Annotated in this window: 19 protein-coding genes; 1 reads left to right on the plus strand and 18 read right to left on the minus strand. The window is 53.6% G+C overall.

The genetic code is table 11. The features are described 5' to 3' along the window. Position 1 precedes the first annotated feature (1 nt). The 17 genes from ribBA to Q0X64_RS09145 all read right to left on the minus strand — a co-directional run bounded on the left by ribBA (position 2) and on the right by Q0X64_RS09145 (position 17,594). On the minus strand, positions 2-1,132 hold the full coding sequence (gene ribBA, locus Q0X64_RS09065; protein WP_297811653.1) for a bifunctional 3,4-dihydroxy-2-butanone-4-phosphate synthase/GTP cyclohydrolase II: 1,131 nt from the start codon (positions 1,130-1,132) through the stop codon (positions 2-4). Positions 1,133-1,142: 10 nt separating this feature from the next. Then, positions 1,143-1,931: a GTP cyclohydrolase FolE2 gene (gene folE2, locus Q0X64_RS09070; protein WP_297811656.1), complete on the minus strand. Its 789-nt coding sequence runs from the start codon at positions 1,929-1,931 to the stop codon at positions 1,143-1,145. Between the two features lie 528 nt (positions 1,932-2,459). Beyond that, entirely contained in the window at positions 2,460-3,158 is a 699-nt protein-coding gene (locus tag Q0X64_RS09075; protein ID WP_297811659.1) for a TorF family putative porin, read from the minus strand. 72 nt (positions 3,159-3,230) lie between these two features. Continuing rightward, the gene (locus Q0X64_RS09080) at positions 3,231-4,694 is read right to left on the minus strand and encodes an APC family permease (RefSeq protein ID WP_297811662.1); all 1,464 of its coding nucleotides are present in this window, start codon (positions 4,692-4,694) and stop codon (positions 3,231-3,233) included. A 296-nt stretch (positions 4,695-4,990) separates the two neighbouring features. Continuing rightward, entirely contained in the window at positions 4,991-5,233 is a 243-nt protein-coding gene (locus Q0X64_RS09085; protein ID WP_297811665.1) for a hypothetical protein, read from the minus strand. A 17-nt stretch (positions 5,234-5,250) separates the two neighbouring features. Further along, positions 5,251-6,666, minus strand: a complete 1,416-nt coding sequence (locus Q0X64_RS09090; protein ID WP_297811668.1) for an ammonium transporter — start codon at positions 6,664-6,666, stop codon at positions 5,251-5,253. A gap of 224 nt (positions 6,667-6,890) precedes the next feature. Next, on the minus strand, positions 6,891-7,319 hold the full coding sequence (locus Q0X64_RS09095; protein WP_297811670.1) for a universal stress protein: 429 nt from the start codon (positions 7,317-7,319) through the stop codon (positions 6,891-6,893). Beyond that, complete coding sequence (locus Q0X64_RS09100; RefSeq protein WP_297811673.1) at positions 7,316-7,543, minus strand: hypothetical protein; 228 nt, start codon at positions 7,541-7,543, stop codon at positions 7,316-7,318. The genes Q0X64_RS09095 and Q0X64_RS09100 overlap by 4 nt, the downstream gene beginning before the upstream one ends. A gap of 165 nt (positions 7,544-7,708) precedes the next feature. Beyond that, on the minus strand, positions 7,709-7,852 hold the full coding sequence (locus tag Q0X64_RS09105; protein ID WP_297811675.1) for a hypothetical protein: 144 nt from the start codon (positions 7,850-7,852) through the stop codon (positions 7,709-7,711). Between the two features lie 176 nt (positions 7,853-8,028). Next, entirely contained in the window at positions 8,029-9,360 is a 1,332-nt protein-coding gene (locus Q0X64_RS09110) for an FMN-binding glutamate synthase family protein (RefSeq protein ID WP_297811678.1), read from the minus strand. Between the two features lie 25 nt (positions 9,361-9,385). Continuing rightward, positions 9,386-10,123, minus strand: a complete 738-nt coding sequence (locus Q0X64_RS09115; RefSeq protein WP_297811681.1) for a protein glxC — start codon at positions 10,121-10,123, stop codon at positions 9,386-9,388. A gap of 22 nt (positions 10,124-10,145) precedes the next feature. Then, positions 10,146-11,048 (minus strand): glutamine amidotransferase family protein, encoded by a 903-nt coding sequence (locus Q0X64_RS09120; protein ID WP_297811684.1) that lies wholly within the window; start codon positions 11,046-11,048, stop codon positions 10,146-10,148. A 36-nt stretch (positions 11,049-11,084) separates the two neighbouring features. Then, complete coding sequence (gene glnT, locus Q0X64_RS09125; RefSeq protein WP_297811687.1) at positions 11,085-12,455, minus strand: type III glutamate--ammonia ligase; 1,371 nt, start codon at positions 12,453-12,455, stop codon at positions 11,085-11,087. Between the two features lie 41 nt (positions 12,456-12,496). Next, positions 12,497-13,165: a sarcosine oxidase subunit gamma gene (locus Q0X64_RS09130; RefSeq protein ID WP_297811690.1), complete on the minus strand. Its 669-nt coding sequence runs from the start codon at positions 13,163-13,165 to the stop codon at positions 12,497-12,499. A gap of 2 nt (positions 13,166-13,167) precedes the next feature. Continuing rightward, entirely contained in the window at positions 13,168-16,080 is a 2,913-nt protein-coding gene (locus Q0X64_RS09135) for an FAD-dependent oxidoreductase (protein ID WP_297811693.1), read from the minus strand. Beyond that, positions 16,077-16,340, minus strand: coding sequence for a sarcosine oxidase subunit delta (locus Q0X64_RS09140; RefSeq protein WP_297811696.1), 264 nt, complete (start codon positions 16,338-16,340; stop codon positions 16,077-16,079). The genes Q0X64_RS09135 and Q0X64_RS09140 overlap by 4 nt, the downstream gene beginning before the upstream one ends. A gap of 12 nt (positions 16,341-16,352) precedes the next feature. Next, positions 16,353-17,594 (minus strand): FAD-dependent oxidoreductase, encoded by a 1,242-nt coding sequence (locus Q0X64_RS09145; protein WP_297811700.1) that lies wholly within the window; start codon positions 17,592-17,594, stop codon positions 16,353-16,355. Positions 17,595-17,837: 243 nt separating this feature from the next. Here Q0X64_RS09145 and Q0X64_RS09150 point away from each other — a divergent pair, with 243 nt between their 5' ends. After that, positions 17,838-18,467: an XRE family transcriptional regulator gene (locus Q0X64_RS09150; protein ID WP_297811703.1), complete on the plus strand. Its 630-nt coding sequence runs from the start codon at positions 17,838-17,840 to the stop codon at positions 18,465-18,467. A gap of 5 nt (positions 18,468-18,472) precedes the next feature. Here the strand turns inward: Q0X64_RS09150 and Q0X64_RS09155 are convergent, their stop codons facing one another. Next, entirely contained in the window at positions 18,473-18,889 is a 417-nt protein-coding gene (locus tag Q0X64_RS09155) for a group II truncated hemoglobin (RefSeq protein WP_297811705.1), read from the minus strand. Positions 18,890-18,898: the final 9 nt, after the last annotated feature.

Here is an 18,898-nt window from a genome sequence, read left to right on the forward strand (position 1 = left end):
ATCAAGCGCTGGCAATCCCGGCTTGATCGATCTGATCCGGCAATAAGAAACGATTGACCGTCAGACCAAAACCCGTCATCGCCGGCAATTGCCGCGGCCGTGTCAGCAGCGTCATCTCAGTGACGCCCAAGTCACGCAGGATCTGGGCACCGATGCCGTAATGCTTAAGTTTGACCGTATCGCTATCCATTGACTCGCCAACACCATCATCATGCATCAGTAGCAATACACCATGGCCCGCAGCGCGTATCGCCTGCATTGCCTCCACCACACTCCAGCTGTGCCCGCGGCGGTCACTGTCCAGCAGGTCGAGGCCATTAAACGGTGCATGCACCCGCACAAGCGTATCCTGGCTACTGTCTATCTCGCCAAACACCAGCGCCTGGTGGCTTTCACCACTGTTGATATCAAGGTAATGATACAACTCAAACTCACCGAATATCGTTGTCAGACTGCGCTGAGACCGGCGTACAACCACCTGTTCATGCTGATGGCGATAAGCGATCAAGTCCGCAATGGTACCTACTTTTAATTGGTGCTGCCGGGCAAATGTCAGCAGGTCAGGCAGTCTGGCCATGCTGCCGTCATCATTCATGATTTCGCATATCACTGAGGCCGGTTCACGGCCGGCCAGGGCCGCCAGATCACAACCGGCTTCGGTATGTCCGGCCCGGCTCAGTACACCGGCATTCTGTGCCATCAGCGGGAACACGTGACCGGGGCTGACAATATCAGCGGGTTTGGCCTGTTTCGCTACTGCAGCTTGTACGGTACGGGCCCGGTCGGCGGTGGATATACCGGTGGTGACACCATCCGCCGCCTCGATCGACACGGTAAAGTTGGTACCCAGGCTGGTACCGTTATGACCCACCATTAATGGCAGTTCGAGCTGGCGGCAGCGCGCTTCGGTCAGGGTCAGACAAATCAGGCCGCGACCATGCATGGCCATAAAGTTAATGGCATCGGCATCCACCGCATCGGCGGCCATGATTAAGTCGCCCTCATTTTCCCGGTCTTCATCATCCATCAATACCACCATCTTGCCCTGGCGGATAGCGTCAATAATGTCTTCGATCGGTGAAATCGAAGTTTTTGTGGACCTGGATGCCAATGGAATCGCTGAATGACTCATCACAGCCTCCTTACAAGCGGTCGATCAGGGCGTAGGCAGAGTGATTGTGGATCGACTCAAAGTTCTCACACTCCACTCTGAAGCCGCCGATTGCTTCGGCCTTGTCCAGAGCACCAGCAATATCGCGCACCAGGTCTTCGACAAACTTGGGGTTGTCATAGGCATATTCGGTGACGAACTTTTCATCAGGCCGTTTAAGCAAACCGTAAAGCTCGCTTGAAGCCTGCTTTTCCACCAGTTGAATTAACTGATCCAGGGTCAGGCTGTCATCGACTTCGACTTCCACCGTGACCAGGGAGCGCTGATTGTGGGCGCCATAATCAGAGATCTTTTTGGAACAGGGACACAGGCTGGTGACCGGGATCTCGACTTTAACGGTGAGGGCAAACTGCTCGCCCAGTTCTGCCCTGAGGCTGACGTCATAGTCCATCATGCTGCTGACGCCGGACACCGGCGCGGCTTTTTCCAGGAAAAACGGAAAGCGCATGGTGACATGGCCGCTTTCGGCCTCCAGCCGTTCCAGCATGGCCTGCATAAAATCTTTCATATCGGCAACGGAAAACACCTGTTCGGGGCGTTCCAGCAGCTCCACAAAGCGTGACATATGGGTGCCTTTAACATGATGCGGCAGGTGCACGTACATATTAAAATCAGCCACTACGCGGATGGGGCTACTGTCATTGCTTTGGAAAAATATCGGGTAACGTAAGGATTTGATGCCCACCTGATCGATCGCCAGACGGCGCTGGTCAGGGGTGTTCTGAACATCTTCGAGACTGGCGGTAAGCGGCAGGTTCATAGCGCTAATCCTTATCTTATGGACTTTGCAGTCAAAATTCGCCGGTTATCAAAAAAGGAAGGTGAACTGCACACTGCCTGTGCCACATGCCATGCAAAACAAAGGCTACTGTGGCAGTTCACCCTCAACGTTCCAACAAGAGAACGGTTACAGGATAACCATGAAGAAGCTGAACATCTGTTCATCAAAATCAGCTTCGGATTCATTATCTAAGGGGGCCGGCACGGCAACAATTCCAAAGAAGGCTTACTACCTAGGGGTTAGTTGCCAATAAAATAAAAGGGTGAGCCTGCCACGATTCATGGTGATGCCAAAAAAGAAGGGGGTGCTGTCGCAGACAGTCACCCCCTTAAAGTCCCAACGAGAGAACAGGTTAGAGGATAACCATGAAGAAGCTGAATCTGTTAACAATAACCAGCAGCTTCAGTGTCATTATCCGAGACGCTAACCCTGGCAACAATTCCGAAGAAGTATTACTACCTAGGTTATAGTCTGGCTGCTTATCCTCATGCGTCTCAGTGCGGCGCTTTACAGAGACTTAGAGATACTGAAAATAAAGCGGCCGTCTGACAGATCATCGCCGAAGATATCTTCAGCATCACCGTCGGTATCTGTGTAGGTAATATCAAAACCGAAGCCGGCAAATTCTTTGGAGACGCCAACATAATAATTGTTGTAGCCGTCTTCAGCGAAGGCATCATCATCCAGGTCGTAATAACCCACACCACCAGCCAACGAGAAGCCCATAGGCAAGTCGTAACCGGCATCGAGTGAATAATAGGTACCGTCTTCACCGCTACCTAATGCATCGCTGGAATGGGCTACGCCGACAGAGAAGATGCTGTAGCTTAAGGAGCCATAGACTTCATTGAAGTTGTAGTCTTCGCCGGGGAACATATAACGCAGTACGCCGACGTCATAGCCAATGCCTGAATCACCAAACTCACTGGCAAAACCGGCATAGATATCAATTTCGCTGCTGGCATCGTCACCGTAATCGACATTAGACGCCCAGGCGCCGGCATAAAAGCCGCTGCTGTGGCCGTAGTCGAAGCTGCCCGAGATAGCCGGATCTTCATCAGATTGTGAAATACCCCGCCATACATATTCAGAGGACAAAGCCACACTGGCACTGGTGCTATGCTGGCCGTCCTGGCTTTCCCAGGCCATTGCCGAGGCTGACATCATCAGACCGCCGGCCATCATTAAAGTTAAGCTTGTTTTCATGATTTTTCCTTCTTCGTGGTGATAAATATAAACTGGGGGCGGAGAATACCGCCCCCTGGGGTTATGTCGTTATCATTTACTGGCAACAGCGCTTACAGAAGTCGCTTTCTGCCGGGTTTCAAACTGGGTATAGAGCCAGATTGGCAGGTACATACCCAGCACGATGAAGCCCACCCAGGTTGAGAACCAACCCACTTCCAGGCTGTTCAGATAAATCACACCGATCAGGCACAGTGGGATATTGAACAGGCCGAACAGCATGGCCACATTCTTCCAGCCCACAGGCGCTTTAAACGGTCTGTCGAGGTTGGCAAAGCGGGCATCTTTCTTGGCTTTTACGTAGGCGAACAGGCTGATGCCGTTAGCACAGGTGTAGCCAATCGCTGACGCCGCCAGAATCGCCGCCGGGGTGCCCATGGAGATCAGTACCAGGTTGAACAGACCGATCACGACCATGGCCAGTACCGGTGTGCCCTGGTTGTTCACTTTGCTCAAAACGTGAGGCAGGTTGCCTTCAGTCGCCATCGAGTGCATGGCACGGGCAGAACCCAGATAAGCCGTCTGGATAATCAGGATCATCGCAGCGATCAGCATGATGATAGTCATCACCGAACCGGCTTCACCAAAGGCGGCCTGCGCCACTGGAATCATTGGAGACAGGGGTTCAGCGAGAACGCCTTCCACGCCCAGCACACCGATAACTGCAGCCTGAACCAGTACAAAAGTCAGCAGACAGATAGCACCGCAGACAAACAGTGCCTTAGGCACGTCTTTACCTGGTTTTTTGTACTCGGGACCATAGATCGCTGCGGTTTCCCAGGCACAGGCACTCCACTGCGCTATCGCAAACAGCCCGAACAGGATCAATATATGATGTAAATCCCATGACCAGTCGCTTGGCAGCCAGTTGGAGGTGATATTGCTCAGATCCACTGAGCCGCTGGCGAATGGGGCTGCGGTCATCACCACCAGTGGAACTATTGATACCGCCGCCAGGATGTAACCCAGCACCGCACCGTCTTTGAGACCGAAGTAGTTGATCACAATCAGGCCGGTGAAAATCACCACACCTGACAGCAATGACAATTGATACTCGGTAAAGATCTCACCCAAGCCGGGGAACAGGCCCTGCAGGTAGCTGCCCACCAGTATGGCAAAGATAGCTAAGACCGGATTCCAGGCAAACCAGTAACTCCAGGCACTGAAACCACCAATCAACTTACCTTTGTCATACTTTCCCTGGTAGTTGTCACTTGTAAATACATGCTGGGCAAACCCGGGCAAACCCGATGCCTTGGGAAAAGTTGTCGCCATTTCCGCATAGGCCAGGTTTTGCATAAAGCCCTGCAGAACGGATAAACCCCAGATGATAATGGCTGCCGCCGCGACCCACATCGGGAAGTAACCCAGCGAGGGCAGAATCAATAATGGCACCCCGGACGCGATCGCCAACCCCTGCTTCCAGTCAATGGAACGCTCAAGGGATTCATGATCATGCGCTGAGCTGCCCGAACTATTCAGGTTGTTATCACTCATTGTCACTCTCCACCTTTAAATCCAGCAGCAACTGCCGGAACTGATTGCTTGATTTCAAGGTCTGAAAATCATGTACGATCTCCAGCTCAACGACTTCAGATAAAGTCTGAATTCGAACTTAGTCCTTTGTGACAGCGTTGGTAATTCTCTTGAGTGAGTACTCCAAAGGGGGTAAATGCGCTGTTCTGTGTGAGTGGCAAGTATTTCCCTGCCCGAGACAGAAAAATGCAACAGACATAAAAAAAGCCCGGCCAGTGGCCGGGCTTTTTAGTGCGATCATACCGCGTTGATTGAAATCAGGTCTTATCTGTCACTAACACCGGCGTTACCCGCTGGCTTTCCATGACTTTCTTGACCCCTGCCGTCTGATGGGCAGCCGCAGCCTCGGCCAGTTCGCGGTTTTCATCCTGGATCTGTTTTATATGCCACCAGATCCAGAAAGCGACACCCGCAACGGTCAGTAATACCTCACTGCCGACAAAGGGATAGATCGCGGTAATCGCGTCCGGGTTGGACCATGAACTAATACCTGTAGACATAGCATTCTCTCCTCAGATTATTTATCGACATACTGTCTTTCAACAGCTTCAAACTCGGACTCGGCACGCGCGAAATAGGGATACATATCGACACCGCGATAAGTGTCCGCGCCCACCAGTTCGACTTCACGTGGCTCACGCAGGATACCGAAAGCCTGGAACAGTTTTGCCAGCAGGTAGGTCGGCAAAAAGCCCAGCAAACCAAACATGATGAAAGCACCGATCAGGTTGCCCAGCGGGTTAATCGCCGGATAGCCATCTTCGGTCACACCAAACCAGCCCAGGCTGTCGACCCACCAGCCACTCAGATCGATAGGTGCGGCTGCCGGGTAGCCCCACAACATGAAGCCTGCCACGATCACGCCGAAAGTACCGGCATAACCATGTACGGCGACGGCACCGACAGGATCGTCGAGTTTGAAACGGCGTTCGACCCAGAAATGCATTTTGTAGGCAATAACAGCTGCGACGGCACCAATAAACAGTGCCTGCATCGGGTGATAGAGATCATTACCGGCTGAGGCGGCAATAATACCGGCCAGACCCAGTGAAATAGTCCAGTACGGATCGCCCTTGCTCACCATGTAACCGGCCATCAGACCACCAGTGAGGGACATGATGAAGTTAAAGGTAATCGCCGACAGCGTGGTTGGCATCAGGTAAATATTGGTGGTCCCCATGCGCACGGCACCCTCAGTGCCGATATCGATAATCGGGATATTGCAGGCCGCGTAGAAGCCCCAGAAACCGGCGTAAATGATCAGCAGGCCAAAACAGGACAACCAGGGACTGTGACCGACGATATCCCGTACTTCGCCATTAGGACCGAATTTACCGATGCGCGGGCCCAGTACCATCGCCAGTGCCAGACAGGCACCACCGGCCACACCGTGAATCACGCCCGAGGCATAAGCATCGTGGTAGCCCATTAACTGCACCATCCAGCCCTCGGCATGCCAGCCCCAGGAAGCATCGATCACCCAGGTCACCGACCCTACCAGCACCGCAATCACCAAAAAGGCACCTGTACGCACCCTTTCAATCGCCACACCGGAGACAATGGCTGCTGCCGTCCAGGAAAACAGCAAAAACGCCGCCCAGAACACGCCACTGATATTGTCAGCCAGATTCGGCCCCATGGCATCTGCCCAGGGCAGCGCCGCAGCAGCGAAATCGTTACTGATGATAGGCCCGAAGATACCGGGACCGGCATTAAAGGCCCAGTACATCCACCATGAGAACAAGTACCAGGTTATGGTGACTACAGCGAGTGTCATCACGTGCCTCGATATCGTCTGGTTTATATTCTTACGACGGGTCGCACCGACCTCATAAGCGCATAAACCAACATGTATCAGGAACATCATCACCACCGTTACCCAGTAGTAAAACTCGGTAAAAATCGTGGTCAAACCACCTAATTCTGTACCCATAAAATTTCTCCTCTTGTCCCATCGCCAGTTGTTTTTTTGCACATCGACGATGGTTATCTTGTTGTTGAATTTAAATCCGCCTTAACCCGCTCAAAGCGAATCAGTGACGGACCGGACACGGCCACGTGTCCGTGTTAAAAAAGTATTGATAGATTCACTGCTCCTCCTCTTTTCAAGGCGATCTGTTCGGTGGATCAAATCAGGGTTAACTCATTGCTGAGCGCTTAACGCACCACTGTCACCGGACAATGGGCACTTTGGATAATCTGGCTGGCGATCGACCCCAGCATGGTTCTGCTGTCATCGTTGCCAGCCGCCGCCCCTGTCACCAGCAGATCGTGGGCATTACGCCTTGCATAGCCGAGAATCGCCTGGGAAATGTTGTCTCCGGGTACGGTGGTACAGAACACCGGGTGCAGTTCACGCTGGTGGGCACGCATCATTGCCTCCTGCAGCTCAAGCTGGAGGGTCTGTTCAGCCTTTTTCAGCACACTGGAATCCCAGAAGTAGGTATGGCAGATCTCATCCGGGCCCGGCCTGACAACGTGAATAAATGTCAGCTCGGATTGGAGCTGACGAGCCAGGTCAATGGCGTAATCCACTGCTTTTTTTGCCAGGGGTGAGTCATCGATGGCACATAAGATTCGTTTCATCTGCGCCACCTCCGGATTAATAAATCCTGGTATGGCCAGCTCAGGGGCGCAGAAATGACATCAAAAGAATCAGACAGGGCGGCTATCCACAGCACGGATAGCCTGTTCAGCCGATGACGCATTGAAGCGATAATGGCAAGCCGGTGCTGAACAGCCTTTACCGGGCATAGCTGGTGACCACTCCAGGCCTTATCACCAGGGATCTCGGGTGTCGACAGGATCATGGCACTTCCTCATTAGTTGACTCGTTAACCGCTGTCAGGCGCCAGTTTGTTGTTGGGGATGGATTATTCGGGGCCGGACAGTAAGACAGGGATCGCTATCGCGTCCTCAGGGAGAGGGCGTTTTCGATAGCAAGCTCCGCCAGCAGGGGGCGGTGGTCAGGCCACTTAGGGAAACGGCTCGTCGGCCAGGTTTGAGATACCAGTGAGGACAACACCACGGTTTTGCCAGATCTGAAACAGCTTCGGGCAAACCGTCGATAAGTCCTTCAGTTTGGGGGTGTGGGTGATATTTTTATAATTAGATGACATGGTTATTCCTCTCTCTCGGGCTTAATGGGGCTACACGGGTTTCTCCTGAGAAAATAAAATGAAAAAGATAAGGGCTGATACCACGCTGAATAAGGCACTTGATGACGGGGTAAGAATCTTCAAGTTGCTTAATCGTTGCAGTACCAGCCCTTATTTCGATCGCTCGTTAAAGCTGTTTAAAAATTATGCTGACCCGGAACCCAGCTGGTACCGGCCAGCGGTACGCGGGCCATGGCAGCAGATTCCACTGTCAGGGCCACCAGATCTTCCGGTTCCAGGTTGCGCAGGTCGTTCTTGCCACAGGCACGGGCCAGGGTTTGCGCTTCCAGCGTCAGCACCCGCAGATAGTTGGCCAGACGACGGCCCCCTTCCACCGGATCAAAACGTTTCATCAGCTCCGGATCCTGGGTTGAAATACCGGCAGGGTCACGACCCTCATGCCAGTCATCATAGGAACCGGCGGTAGAGCCCAGCTTCTGATACTCTTCTTCCCATTTCGGGTCGTTATCACCGAGGGCAATCATCGCCGCGGTACCGATAGCCACAGCATCTGCGCCCAGCGCCATGCACTTGGCGACATCGGCACCGTTACGGATACCACCGGAAACAATCAGCTGAACCTTGCGGTGCATGCCCATTTCCTGCAGCGCCTGAACCGCTTGTGGGATCGCTGCCATGGTGGGAATACCCACGTGTTCGATAAACACATCCTGGGTGGCCGCGGTACCGCCCTGCATGCCGTCAACAACAATCACGTCGGCACCGGCTTTGACCGCCAGTTTCACATCGTAGTAAGTGCGGGTCGCGCCGACTTTGATGTAGATAGGCACCTGCCAGTCAGTGATTTCACGCAGTTCACGCAGTTTCACTTCCAGATCGTCAGGACCGGTCCAGTCCGGATGACGACAGGCAGAGCGTTGGTCAACGCCTTTAGGCAGTGTCCGCATTTTGGCAACACGGTCAGTGATTTTCTGACCCAGCAGCATACCGCCGCCGCCCGGTTTGGCGCCCTGCCCCAGTACCACTTCGATGGCATCGGCTTTACGCAAATCATCAGGGTTCATGCCGTAGCGTGAAGGCAGGTATTGATAGACCAGCTTGGTCGACTGTCCGCGTTCTTCCTCGGTCATACCGCCGTCACCCGTGGTGGTGGAGGTTCCGACTGCCGAGGCGCCACGGCCCAGGGCTTCTTTGGCATAGGCAGACAAAGCGCCGAAACTCATACCAGCGATAGTGATCGGGATATCCAGCTCGATCGGTTTTTTGGCAAAACGATCACCCAGGGTGACCGAGGTATTGCATTTTTCACGGTAGCCTTCCAGCGGGTAACGAGACACACTCGCGCCCAGAAACAGCAGGTCGTCAAAATGCGGCAGTTTGCGTTTGGCACCGGCGCCGCGGATATCGTAAATACCGGTGTCAGCGGCACGACGGATTTCCGACATGGTCGAGCGGTCAAATGTCGCTGACTCGCGCGGTACAGTCATGTATTTTCTCTTTTCACTCATTTCTATTTCCTCGGAAAATCAGCGTTTAATAAGCACCAGCGTTATCAACTTTGAAGTTGTAAAGCTGTCTGGCAGAGCCGTAACGTTTGAAGTCTCTCGGATCCTGGTCGTCCATACCGGCGCGTTCAAACAGTTCGGTCAGCTCTTCGATGTGTTCCGGACGCATTTCTTTTTCGATGCAGTCCGCACCCAGTGATTTCACCGAGCCTTTAACGTAGATATGCACTTCATACAGCGAGTCGCCCAAAGCTTCACCGGCATCGCCACACACCACCAGGGTGCCGGCCTGTGCCATAAAACAGCTCATATGGCCGACATTGCCTCTGACGACGATGTCAGCGCCCTTCATTGAAATACCGCAACGTGAGCCAGCATCGCCTTCGATGACCAGCAGGCCACCATGTGCCGTGGCACCGGCCGCTGAAGAGGCACTGCCCTTGATGCGAACGACACCGGACATCATGTTTTCCGCCACGCCCTGACCGGTGTTACCGTGAACGGTGACTTCCGCTTCTTTGTTCATACCGGCACAGTAGTAACCGGCATGACCACGGATATCGACCTTGAGCTTGGCATCAAGGCCCACTGCCAGGTTGTGCTGGCCTTTCGGGTTCAGCACTTCCCACTGGGTAATAGCCATCTGGTCGTGTTGATCGTGCAGGGCCTGGTTGAGGCTGCGCACCGAGCTTTTAGCCAGATCCACTGTTCCCACGCCGGCAACAGTCTCAACGGCTGTGTTTTCTGCTAAGTTGTTCGTAGTCATTGTGTTCTCCTAATACACCGTTTTAGTTACTGTTACGTTCCCAGACGTAGATCTTGGAAGGTTCAGGTTCCCAAACTTTGGCGTCTTCAATACCCGGCAGGGTGGTCAGAGCCTGATATTCCGAAGCCATGGCGACATAGTCGTCAGTTTCGGCAATCACGGCCGGTTTACAGGCGATCGGATCACGCACTACCGCGAAGCCGTCTTTGGTACCGATAGTGAAGGTGTAAAAACCGTCCAGCTTCTCCAGCGCATGTTCCAGGGCTTCATTGAGTGAATCGCCCTGCTGCAGGCGGTAGGTCAGAAAACCGGCTGCCACTTCCGAATCGTTCTGGGTATCGAACTCAATACCTTCATGTTGCAATTCCTGACGCAGACGGTTGTGGTTGGACAGTGAACCGTTATGGACCAGACACAAATCCAGACCGGTTGAGAACGGATGGCTGCCTGCCATGGTGACAGCAGACTCTGTCGCCATACGGGTATGGCCGATGATGTGACTGCCTTTCATTTCACCCAGCTTGAACATCTCGACGATGCGTTCCGGCAGACCGACTTCCTTGAGGATTTCGATCGACTTGCCTGAGCTCATGATCAGCACGTCTTCATGGTTCTGTTCCAGAAAGTCTTCAACGGTTTCGGCATCGGTTGCGACTTTGAATACCGCGACTTTGCTGTTCTGGAACCAGTCCACTTGCGTACCAAGATTAGACTCGATGTCTTTAGCCAGCGCAGCCCAGTCATAGTTTTCATCTTCATGACGCAGGGTCAGCTTGTTGCCGTCCTCAACCGCGTCACCGTAAACGGCAAAACCGGCACTGTCGGGACCCCGTTCGGTCATTGCGATCAGCATGGGCGAAAACAGTTTGCCCAACTGGTTCTCGTACTTGTCGTTCTTTAAATAAAGGCCAACGATTCCACACATAAGATTTCTCCTAAAAAACGCCTAACAGGCGGAGTATTAATAAAACTCAACGTAACGGTTGATTTCCCAATCGGAGACATGACGCATGTACTCCACCCATTCCATGTGTTTCAATTCCAGAAACTCTTTGGCAAGTCCTTCACCCAGTGCCCCTTTGATCACTTCATCTTTTTCCAGCTCCAACAGGGCTTCATGCAGGTTCTGCGGCAGAATGCCGATGCCATTTTGTTTCAGCTCTTCATCAGTCATGTCATAGAGGTTTTCATCATGACCTTTGCCCGGTTCCAGCTCACGCTCGACACCGTCGAGACCGGCAGCAATCGCAGCAGCGGCAGTCAGATAAGGGTTACACGTGCCATCCGGCAGGCGCAGTTCAATACGGCCGTAAGGAATTCGCACCATGGTTGAACGGTTGTTATCACCGTAGGAAATATAAGCCGGTGCCCAGGTCGCGCCGGACAGAGAGCGACCTACCACCAGACGTTTGTATGAGTTGACGGTCGGTGCCGCGATTGCCGTTAATGCAGGAGCGTGCTCCAGGTTGCCGGCCATGAAGTGTCGTGCCAGCTTGGACAGACCCAGGCCTGACGGATCACTGTCATCTTGGAACAGGCTCTTTTCACCATCGCCAATCGACATATGCATGTGCATGCCGTTACCCGGACGATTACTGAACGGTTTCGACATGAACGAGCAGATCATGCCCATTTCATTGGCGATCTCGCTGGCGCCCATCTTGAACATGATGTAGTCATCGGCGCTCTTGAGGCAGTCAGCGTAGGTGTAATTGATTTCGAACTGACCGTTGGCGTCTTCGTGGTCGATTTGGTAAATATCGAGACCGACTTCAATCAAGGCCTCGGTCATTTTTTCCAGGTACTCGCCCTGACGCTTGATACCTTTGTAGTCGTAACAGGGTTTTTGCAGCGTATCGGTCACGTCGCAGGGCGACAGCTGACCGGTGACTTCGTCTTTTTTCAGCAGCGAGAACTCAGGTTCCAGACCGGTGTAGAGGATCCAGCCTTTTTCTTCCAGGCGCTTGATTTGCTTTTTCAGCACCACGCGGCTGTCGTGGCCGTAGGGTTCACCATTTACATGGCCATCGCAGATAATGCGGGCGTAACCGGGCTGCCAGGGCAGCAGGCTGAGAGTGCTCAAATCACCCACCGCCATGTAATCAGGACCGTTAGGCGCAATACCCATACCCCAGATAGCGCCACCGGCAAAACCGGCACCGTTGGAGGTAATGTCTTCCAGGTGAGAAGCCGGTACCGACTTCACCTTGGCCACGCCGTGAATATCCACGAACTGGGCCAGGACATATTTTACGTCGTTGTCTTTGAGAAACTTCTTGGCCTGTTCCAGCTGAGCCGATTCAACGAGCGAGTCATTGTGTTCGTATTTCATGAGCTTTTCCTTCTGTTTTAAGTGAACAGCACTTGGTAGGGTTAATTAATCTCGTAATAGAAGTTGAAACCCACTGGGCCGCCGCCCTGCTCTTCGATAATGCCGAGCAGGGTTTTCCACAAATACGGTCCGAAGGTCCCGTCACACCAGATGCGGTAAACAGGTTGATTATTCAGAGATTGTTTCAGCATCGTTGCCGACACACCGGCGATAACGGTCATTACAAGGCGATTATCTTCAAGTGCACCACCCTCAAGGTCGATTTCACACACTTCAGAAAATAATGCGGAAGTCAGCTTGCCGCTGACGATAAAAGCCGCGTCATTGCGTATAACTTTATGCACACCAGCCGTTTCCACGGCGGTGTCATTCAGGGTCTGGCACAGGCTGTTTTCGGGCTGGTCTTCAACCAGAAACTCGCTGTTACCCAGACGCATGACCAGACTGCCGTTATCCTGCGGCGTCCAGCTATTGGTGCCTTCAGGCAATGTGACACCCGCGGCCTGCAGCCAGGCGGCGGATTGCGGCCCTTTCACACCAAAACGGTTGAGATTGCTGACATCGCAAATACTCAAAGTCTCATTACGTGTCGCTTCCACATCGGCGGCAGCGAAACTCAACGCGGTTTCCATGCCATTGACTTCACCACTGACCGGTTTGCGTAATGCATGAGCAAAGGCGACCGGACTCATTAATACAGCGTCTTGCATGTTCATTCTCCTTTACTCTCAAGCAGATGGAAGAACGGAGCTTCACAGGCGGTGGCGGCAACCATGGCACCGGAATCGGTACGGATCTGGAAACCACTGCCGGCACTGCTCTGCTCCGGCGGCACAAAGGCAAAGCCAATGTGGCGGTTGAGGTGACGACTGAAGGAAATACTGGTCACCCGACCGGTGATGTTGTTACCGGCATCAATCACCAGGTTGCATTCCTGCGGCAGTTCACCGTTGAAACCAGGCTCAAGCACAAAGGTAGTGAGCTTTTTGCCCAGTGGTTTTTTCGCCAGGATCTGCAGACTGCGTTTACCGATAAAGAAGGGTTTATCCATTTTCACCAGCGAGTCGGAATGCGCTTCAAACGGGTTGGTCAGACCGTCAGTGTCATGACTGACCAGGTGATGGCCCATTTCCAGCCGCAGCAGACGCTGAGCGTCAGTACCAAACGGACGGATACCCGCAGACTGGCCGGCTTCGATTAAGGATTTCCAGACATGCAGACCCGCTTTGTAAGGCACATGGATTTCAAAGGCCAAATCAGCCACAAAGCTGACGCGCATCACGCGGGCATCGACACCGGCGACTTGGCCTGAACGGAAAGCGCCATCGGGCATTGCCTCGGCAGAGACATCAATATCGGTCAGTGTTGCGACTACCGAACGGGATTCCGGACCGGCCACCGTCATCGCCGCCATAGCACCGGTGAGGTTGACCAGGGTCACCTGCATACCCCACAACTGCACATTGCGTTGCATTTCGCGGTAAACGGTCGCAGCATTGGAGGAGTTGGTCGAAACATAGAACTGCTCGTCGGCCATTCTCACTGCGACGCCGTCATCGACCATGACACCGGCTTCATCCAGCAACATCGCAATACGGCTGCCACCGACTTTCTGATCGACAAACTTGCCGGTGTAGAAACGTTCCAGGAAAGCAGCGGCATCAGGACCGAATACTTCGATCTTGCCCAGCGTACTACCGTCAATCATGCCCACGGCATTGCGTACAGCCAGCGTTTCCTGCTGTACCGCTTCGCTGGCTGTGAGACCACTACCCTGCGGCGCATAGAAAGCAGGACGCAGCCAGATACCAGCATCCATCATTTCACCGCCGTTATCGACATGCCACTGGTGCATGGCGGTATAACGATGCGGATGGAAGCCACGTCCACCCAGATGACCGATCGGGGTCGGGTGGAAGAAGGGCCGTGCCGTGGTGGTGCCGATTTTTTCAACCGGCAGCTGACGAATCCGCGCCAGAATACGAATCGCATTCATATTGGAATGCTTGCCCTGGCTGGGACCCATGCCCACCGTGGTGAAGCGTTTCATCAACTCGATATTGTCGAAACCTTCTTTGGCAGCATTGATAAAGTCCTTGACCTGGATATCCTCGTCAAAATCAACAAAGTTCTTGCCTTTGGGATGATTAACGATGGGATAAGGGTGGCTGGGCCGTGCCATCGATACTGGCTTGACGGTGTCAACGCTGACCGCCTTACCCAGGTAATTCATCGCTTCGCCAGCGGCTCGGCGACCGTCCTGCAGACGGGCTTTCAAATCAAAGACGCCGTTAACTTTACCGGCAGCAAACACGCCTTCAGGCAGTTCACCGGGGACAAACTGTTCCAGATCATTGTCGTAACGCATTTTGGTGCCGGCCTGATACAACAAGGCACCAGCCGGTGCCCAGCCTGCGCTCATGGCCACACCATCACAGACAAGTCGCACGCTACGGCTGGTGTCGGCTTCTGCGGTGGTCTCGTTATAGGGGCAGACCACGACTTCTTTCACACCCAGCTTGCCTTTGGTCGGTACTGCCTCGTATATGCAGCTACCTTTATGAACAGCAATGCCTTTATCTTTGACTTTCTGGGTCAGCTCCTGACTGGCCCCGTCGGCACGCATATCAATCACGGCGACCACCTCAGTGCCGACCGAGGCCAGATCCAGGGCTGTGCGATAGCCGTGATCATTGGCAGTCACAACGACGCCTTTATCAAACGGTTTAACTGCGTAACGGTGAACCAGACGCTGGGTCGCACTACCAAGCATGACGCCGGGCAGATCGTTATAACGGAAAACCGGGGGTTGTTCGAAGACACCGGCCGCTACGATGACAGTCTGCGCCCGCACCTTGGTGATACCGCTTTTTTCCACGATAGGCACCAGGTGATCGCCGTAGTAGCCACCGGCATAGGCGTCTGTGATCAGGCGAATATTTTTCTCCGCTTCCACCGCCTCAAGCAGTGTATTCAGGGTATCGGCAGCGGCCTGTTCGCCGGCATGATCATAACTGAGGCTGCCACCGGCCTGACGGTTTTCATCAACCAGAATAACGTTGAAGCCTTCGGCGGCCGCATTAATCGCCGCTGACAACCCCGCAGCACCGGCACCGATAATCAGCACATCGCAGTGGGCATAGCGCTTGGGCTTGATAATGCGTGGGTAATTGAAATTAACCTTACCCAGACCCGCGGCTTTACGGATTTTGTCCTCCCAGAACGGAAATAGCCGTTTGGGTTTATAAAAGGTTTTGTAATAGAAGCCGACCGGCAGGAACGGCGACAAGTGATCGATATACTTGTTCTTGTCCTTGAGCACACCGCCTTCGGTGTTGACCGCAGCCAGCTGCATGCCATTGCTGACCGGCCAGACGTCAGCGCGGATATTGGTATCCTCGCCATCGGTCATCAGCGCATTCACGTCGTGGTTGGCAAAACTGAGCAGACCCCGGGCACGGTGATATTTAAAGCTGCGGCCCAGGACTCTGATACCGTTCGCCCACAGGGCACTGCTGATAGTATCGCCTTCGTAGCCTTGAACCTGCTGACCTTCGTATTCAAACGTCAGGGGCTTGTCGCGGTTGATCCACTCGCCTCTTTTCTTTGCAATTCGACTGGTCATTTTGATTCCTCCTGACCGGCAATGTAGGTCCGGCTGACTTTATCAGTGAGCGTGTTGCGTTCGGCAATAAACCAGGTGCCGCTAGGGCCGTGGTACCACCATTCTTTTTTCAGTCCGGGCGCGCCGGCACGGTAGTGCACATAAGCCGCCCACTCTTTGTCACTGCAGGTATCGGGATCCGGCATGTCGCGGTATTCACCGCCATAGGTGAATTCGCTCAGGGGCCGGACGCCGTTAACGGGACATTCAAGTAATTTCATAGCCTTACTCTCTTAGTGACCGACCGAGGCTGCGCCTTTTTCGCCGGTCAGCTCATAGTCTTCAAAACGGGATAAACGGAATGGCTGGATCATGTCCGGGGCAACATCTCTGGCAATGGTTTCCGCCATGGTCTTGCCACTGATAGGCGTCGCCTTGAAGCCCCAGGTGCCCCAACCGGCGTCCAGATAGAAACCGTCGACCGGGGTTTTACCCATAACCGGCGCAAAATCAGGCGTCAGATCGGCCATACCGGCCCACTGCCGCACGACTTTGACGTTGGACAGGAACGGGAACATATCGACAATGTGCGAGGTGAGGCCTTCGACAAAGTCCAGCGAACTGCGGGTCGAGTGCATTTCATACGGATCCAGCGAGGAGCCCATCACCAGCTCGCCGCGCGAGGACTGGCTGACATAGACGTGCAGGCTGCCAGACACCAGGATGGTATCGAGCCAGGGTTTCATCGGTTCACTGACACAGGCCTGTAACGGGTGGATGACGATCGGTGTTTCGACGTCGACCATCTCGGTAATCCGTGGGGTGAAACCGGCCACGGCTGACAACACGCGGTTGGTCTCGATATAACCTTTACTGGTGTTAACACCGACCACCTTGCCGCTTTTCACATCGATACCGGTGACTTCGGTCATCTGGAAGATCTCGACGCCCATGCGGTCGGCTTCCTTGGCATAGCCCCAGGCCACAGCATCGTGACGGGCTACTGAACCCGGTGCGTGATACAGGGCGCCCATGATCGGGGCCTGACCACTGCATTGAATATCGAGTTGCGGACAGGCCTGGGAAATTTCATCGGGTGCCACCACACGGCTTTCCACGCCAACATGCTTGTTGACCTCGGCACGCCAGCGCATGGTGCGCATTGCTGACTCGGTGTGGGCCAGTGTGTAGTGACCGCGGGTGGAATAGAACAGGTTGAGATCCAGCTCTTCCGAGAGGTCTTCGTACATTTTGACGCTGGCGTCGTAGAAGTTGACCCCTTCCGGCGTCAGGTAGTTGGAGCGAACGATGGTCGTATTACGGCCGGTGTTACCGCCGCCGATATAGCCTTTTTCCAATACCGCGACATTGGTGATGCCGTAATCTTTAGCCAGGTAATAAGCTGCAGCGAGGCCATGACCACCACCGCCGATAATGACGGCATCGTAGCTTTTCTTGGGCTGCGTACAGTCCCTGAAAAACCGGGGTGCCGGATGTTCTTTGCTCAGACCGTATTTCAAAAGTCCTAATGGCATTCTAAACCTCCACTGCCGTGGCGCTGGCCTGTACTACTTAAGTCGTAGCAGGCGTCTACCACCTTTTTAGTAAACATTGTTTCACCTAATGAAACTTGGTTTTCATTTACGCATGACTGCTTTTCAGTGTCAATACTTTGAAGAAACTTTTTTTCATTAAATGAATCATGGTGCCGAACGGCTGGGGAAAACTGATGTATAATCAAAGCCCTGAACAATGCAGATGACGGAGTAATTGCAGGCGTGAATACAAACGAACCACTGACAGCCACTGGCAAATCTGGCCACTCGCTTGATAAGCACCTGGGCAATACGCTGCGCCACCTACGGATGGAAAATGGCCTGACCATCGCCGAAGTCAGCAAACGGGCCAACGTCAGTCGTGGTATGTTGAGTAAAATAGAAAACGGCCTCACGTCACCCAGCCTCGAAAAACTGGAACAGCTGGCCAATGCGCTGGGGGTCACCCTGTCCCGCCTGTTTCATGACTACGACACGCCTAAAGCCGGTGCCCAGTACGTCCCTCATGGTGAAGGCATGGAAGTGGTCCGTCGTGGCACTAAAAGCGGCCACACCTATCATTTGCTGGCCTACGACACGGGCCCGAAAAAACTGTTTGAGCCGTTCCTGATATCGCTGGATGAAGACAGCGAGGTGTTTGATCCCTTTGAACATGCCGGAACGGAATTTATCTACATGCTGGAAGGCCGTCTGGAATACACGGTGGGCGATGAGTTTTATATTCTCGAACCCGGTGATTCGCTGACCTTTGATGCCGAGCAACCTCACCGGCCGCTGGCTAAACTGACAATGCCGATCCGTTATCTGGCCATCATCTATTACGACAGTCTGGACGATATTCAAGCCGAGTAACATCCTCAACAGGCCTGCGACTGACGCACGAGCACTGACGCCATGTCAGTAAAGCTCTGCATCAGAATTTGCTTGAGCTGAGCCGGATAAGAGAGTTTCTCCAGCGTCATATCCATGCAACTCAGCCAGGCCTGACTCTCGACCTCACCAATTTGCACATGCTCGTGAATCTGGCGCACATTGGAATGCCCCCATTTTTCTGCATAAAGCTTGGGGCCGCCAAACATGCCGGAGAAAAAGTTGAACTGCTCCATCCGGGCATGGGCCATGCCATGACCGCGAAGATGTAATAGATAAACCGGTTTGCCGGTTTCGGTGGTTTCCAGAATATCGCAGAAGGTATTGACCAGTTGCTCAACGCCGTCGGCGCCACCGACCTGATCATAAATAGTCTGTCTGTTGGCTGTTGCTGCTTGCTGCATGTCTACCCC

Source organism: uncultured Methylophaga sp. (genome assembly GCF_947259025.1).
In the GTDB taxonomy this organism is placed as follows: domain Bacteria; phylum Pseudomonadota; class Gammaproteobacteria; order Nitrosococcales; family Methylophagaceae; genus Methylophaga.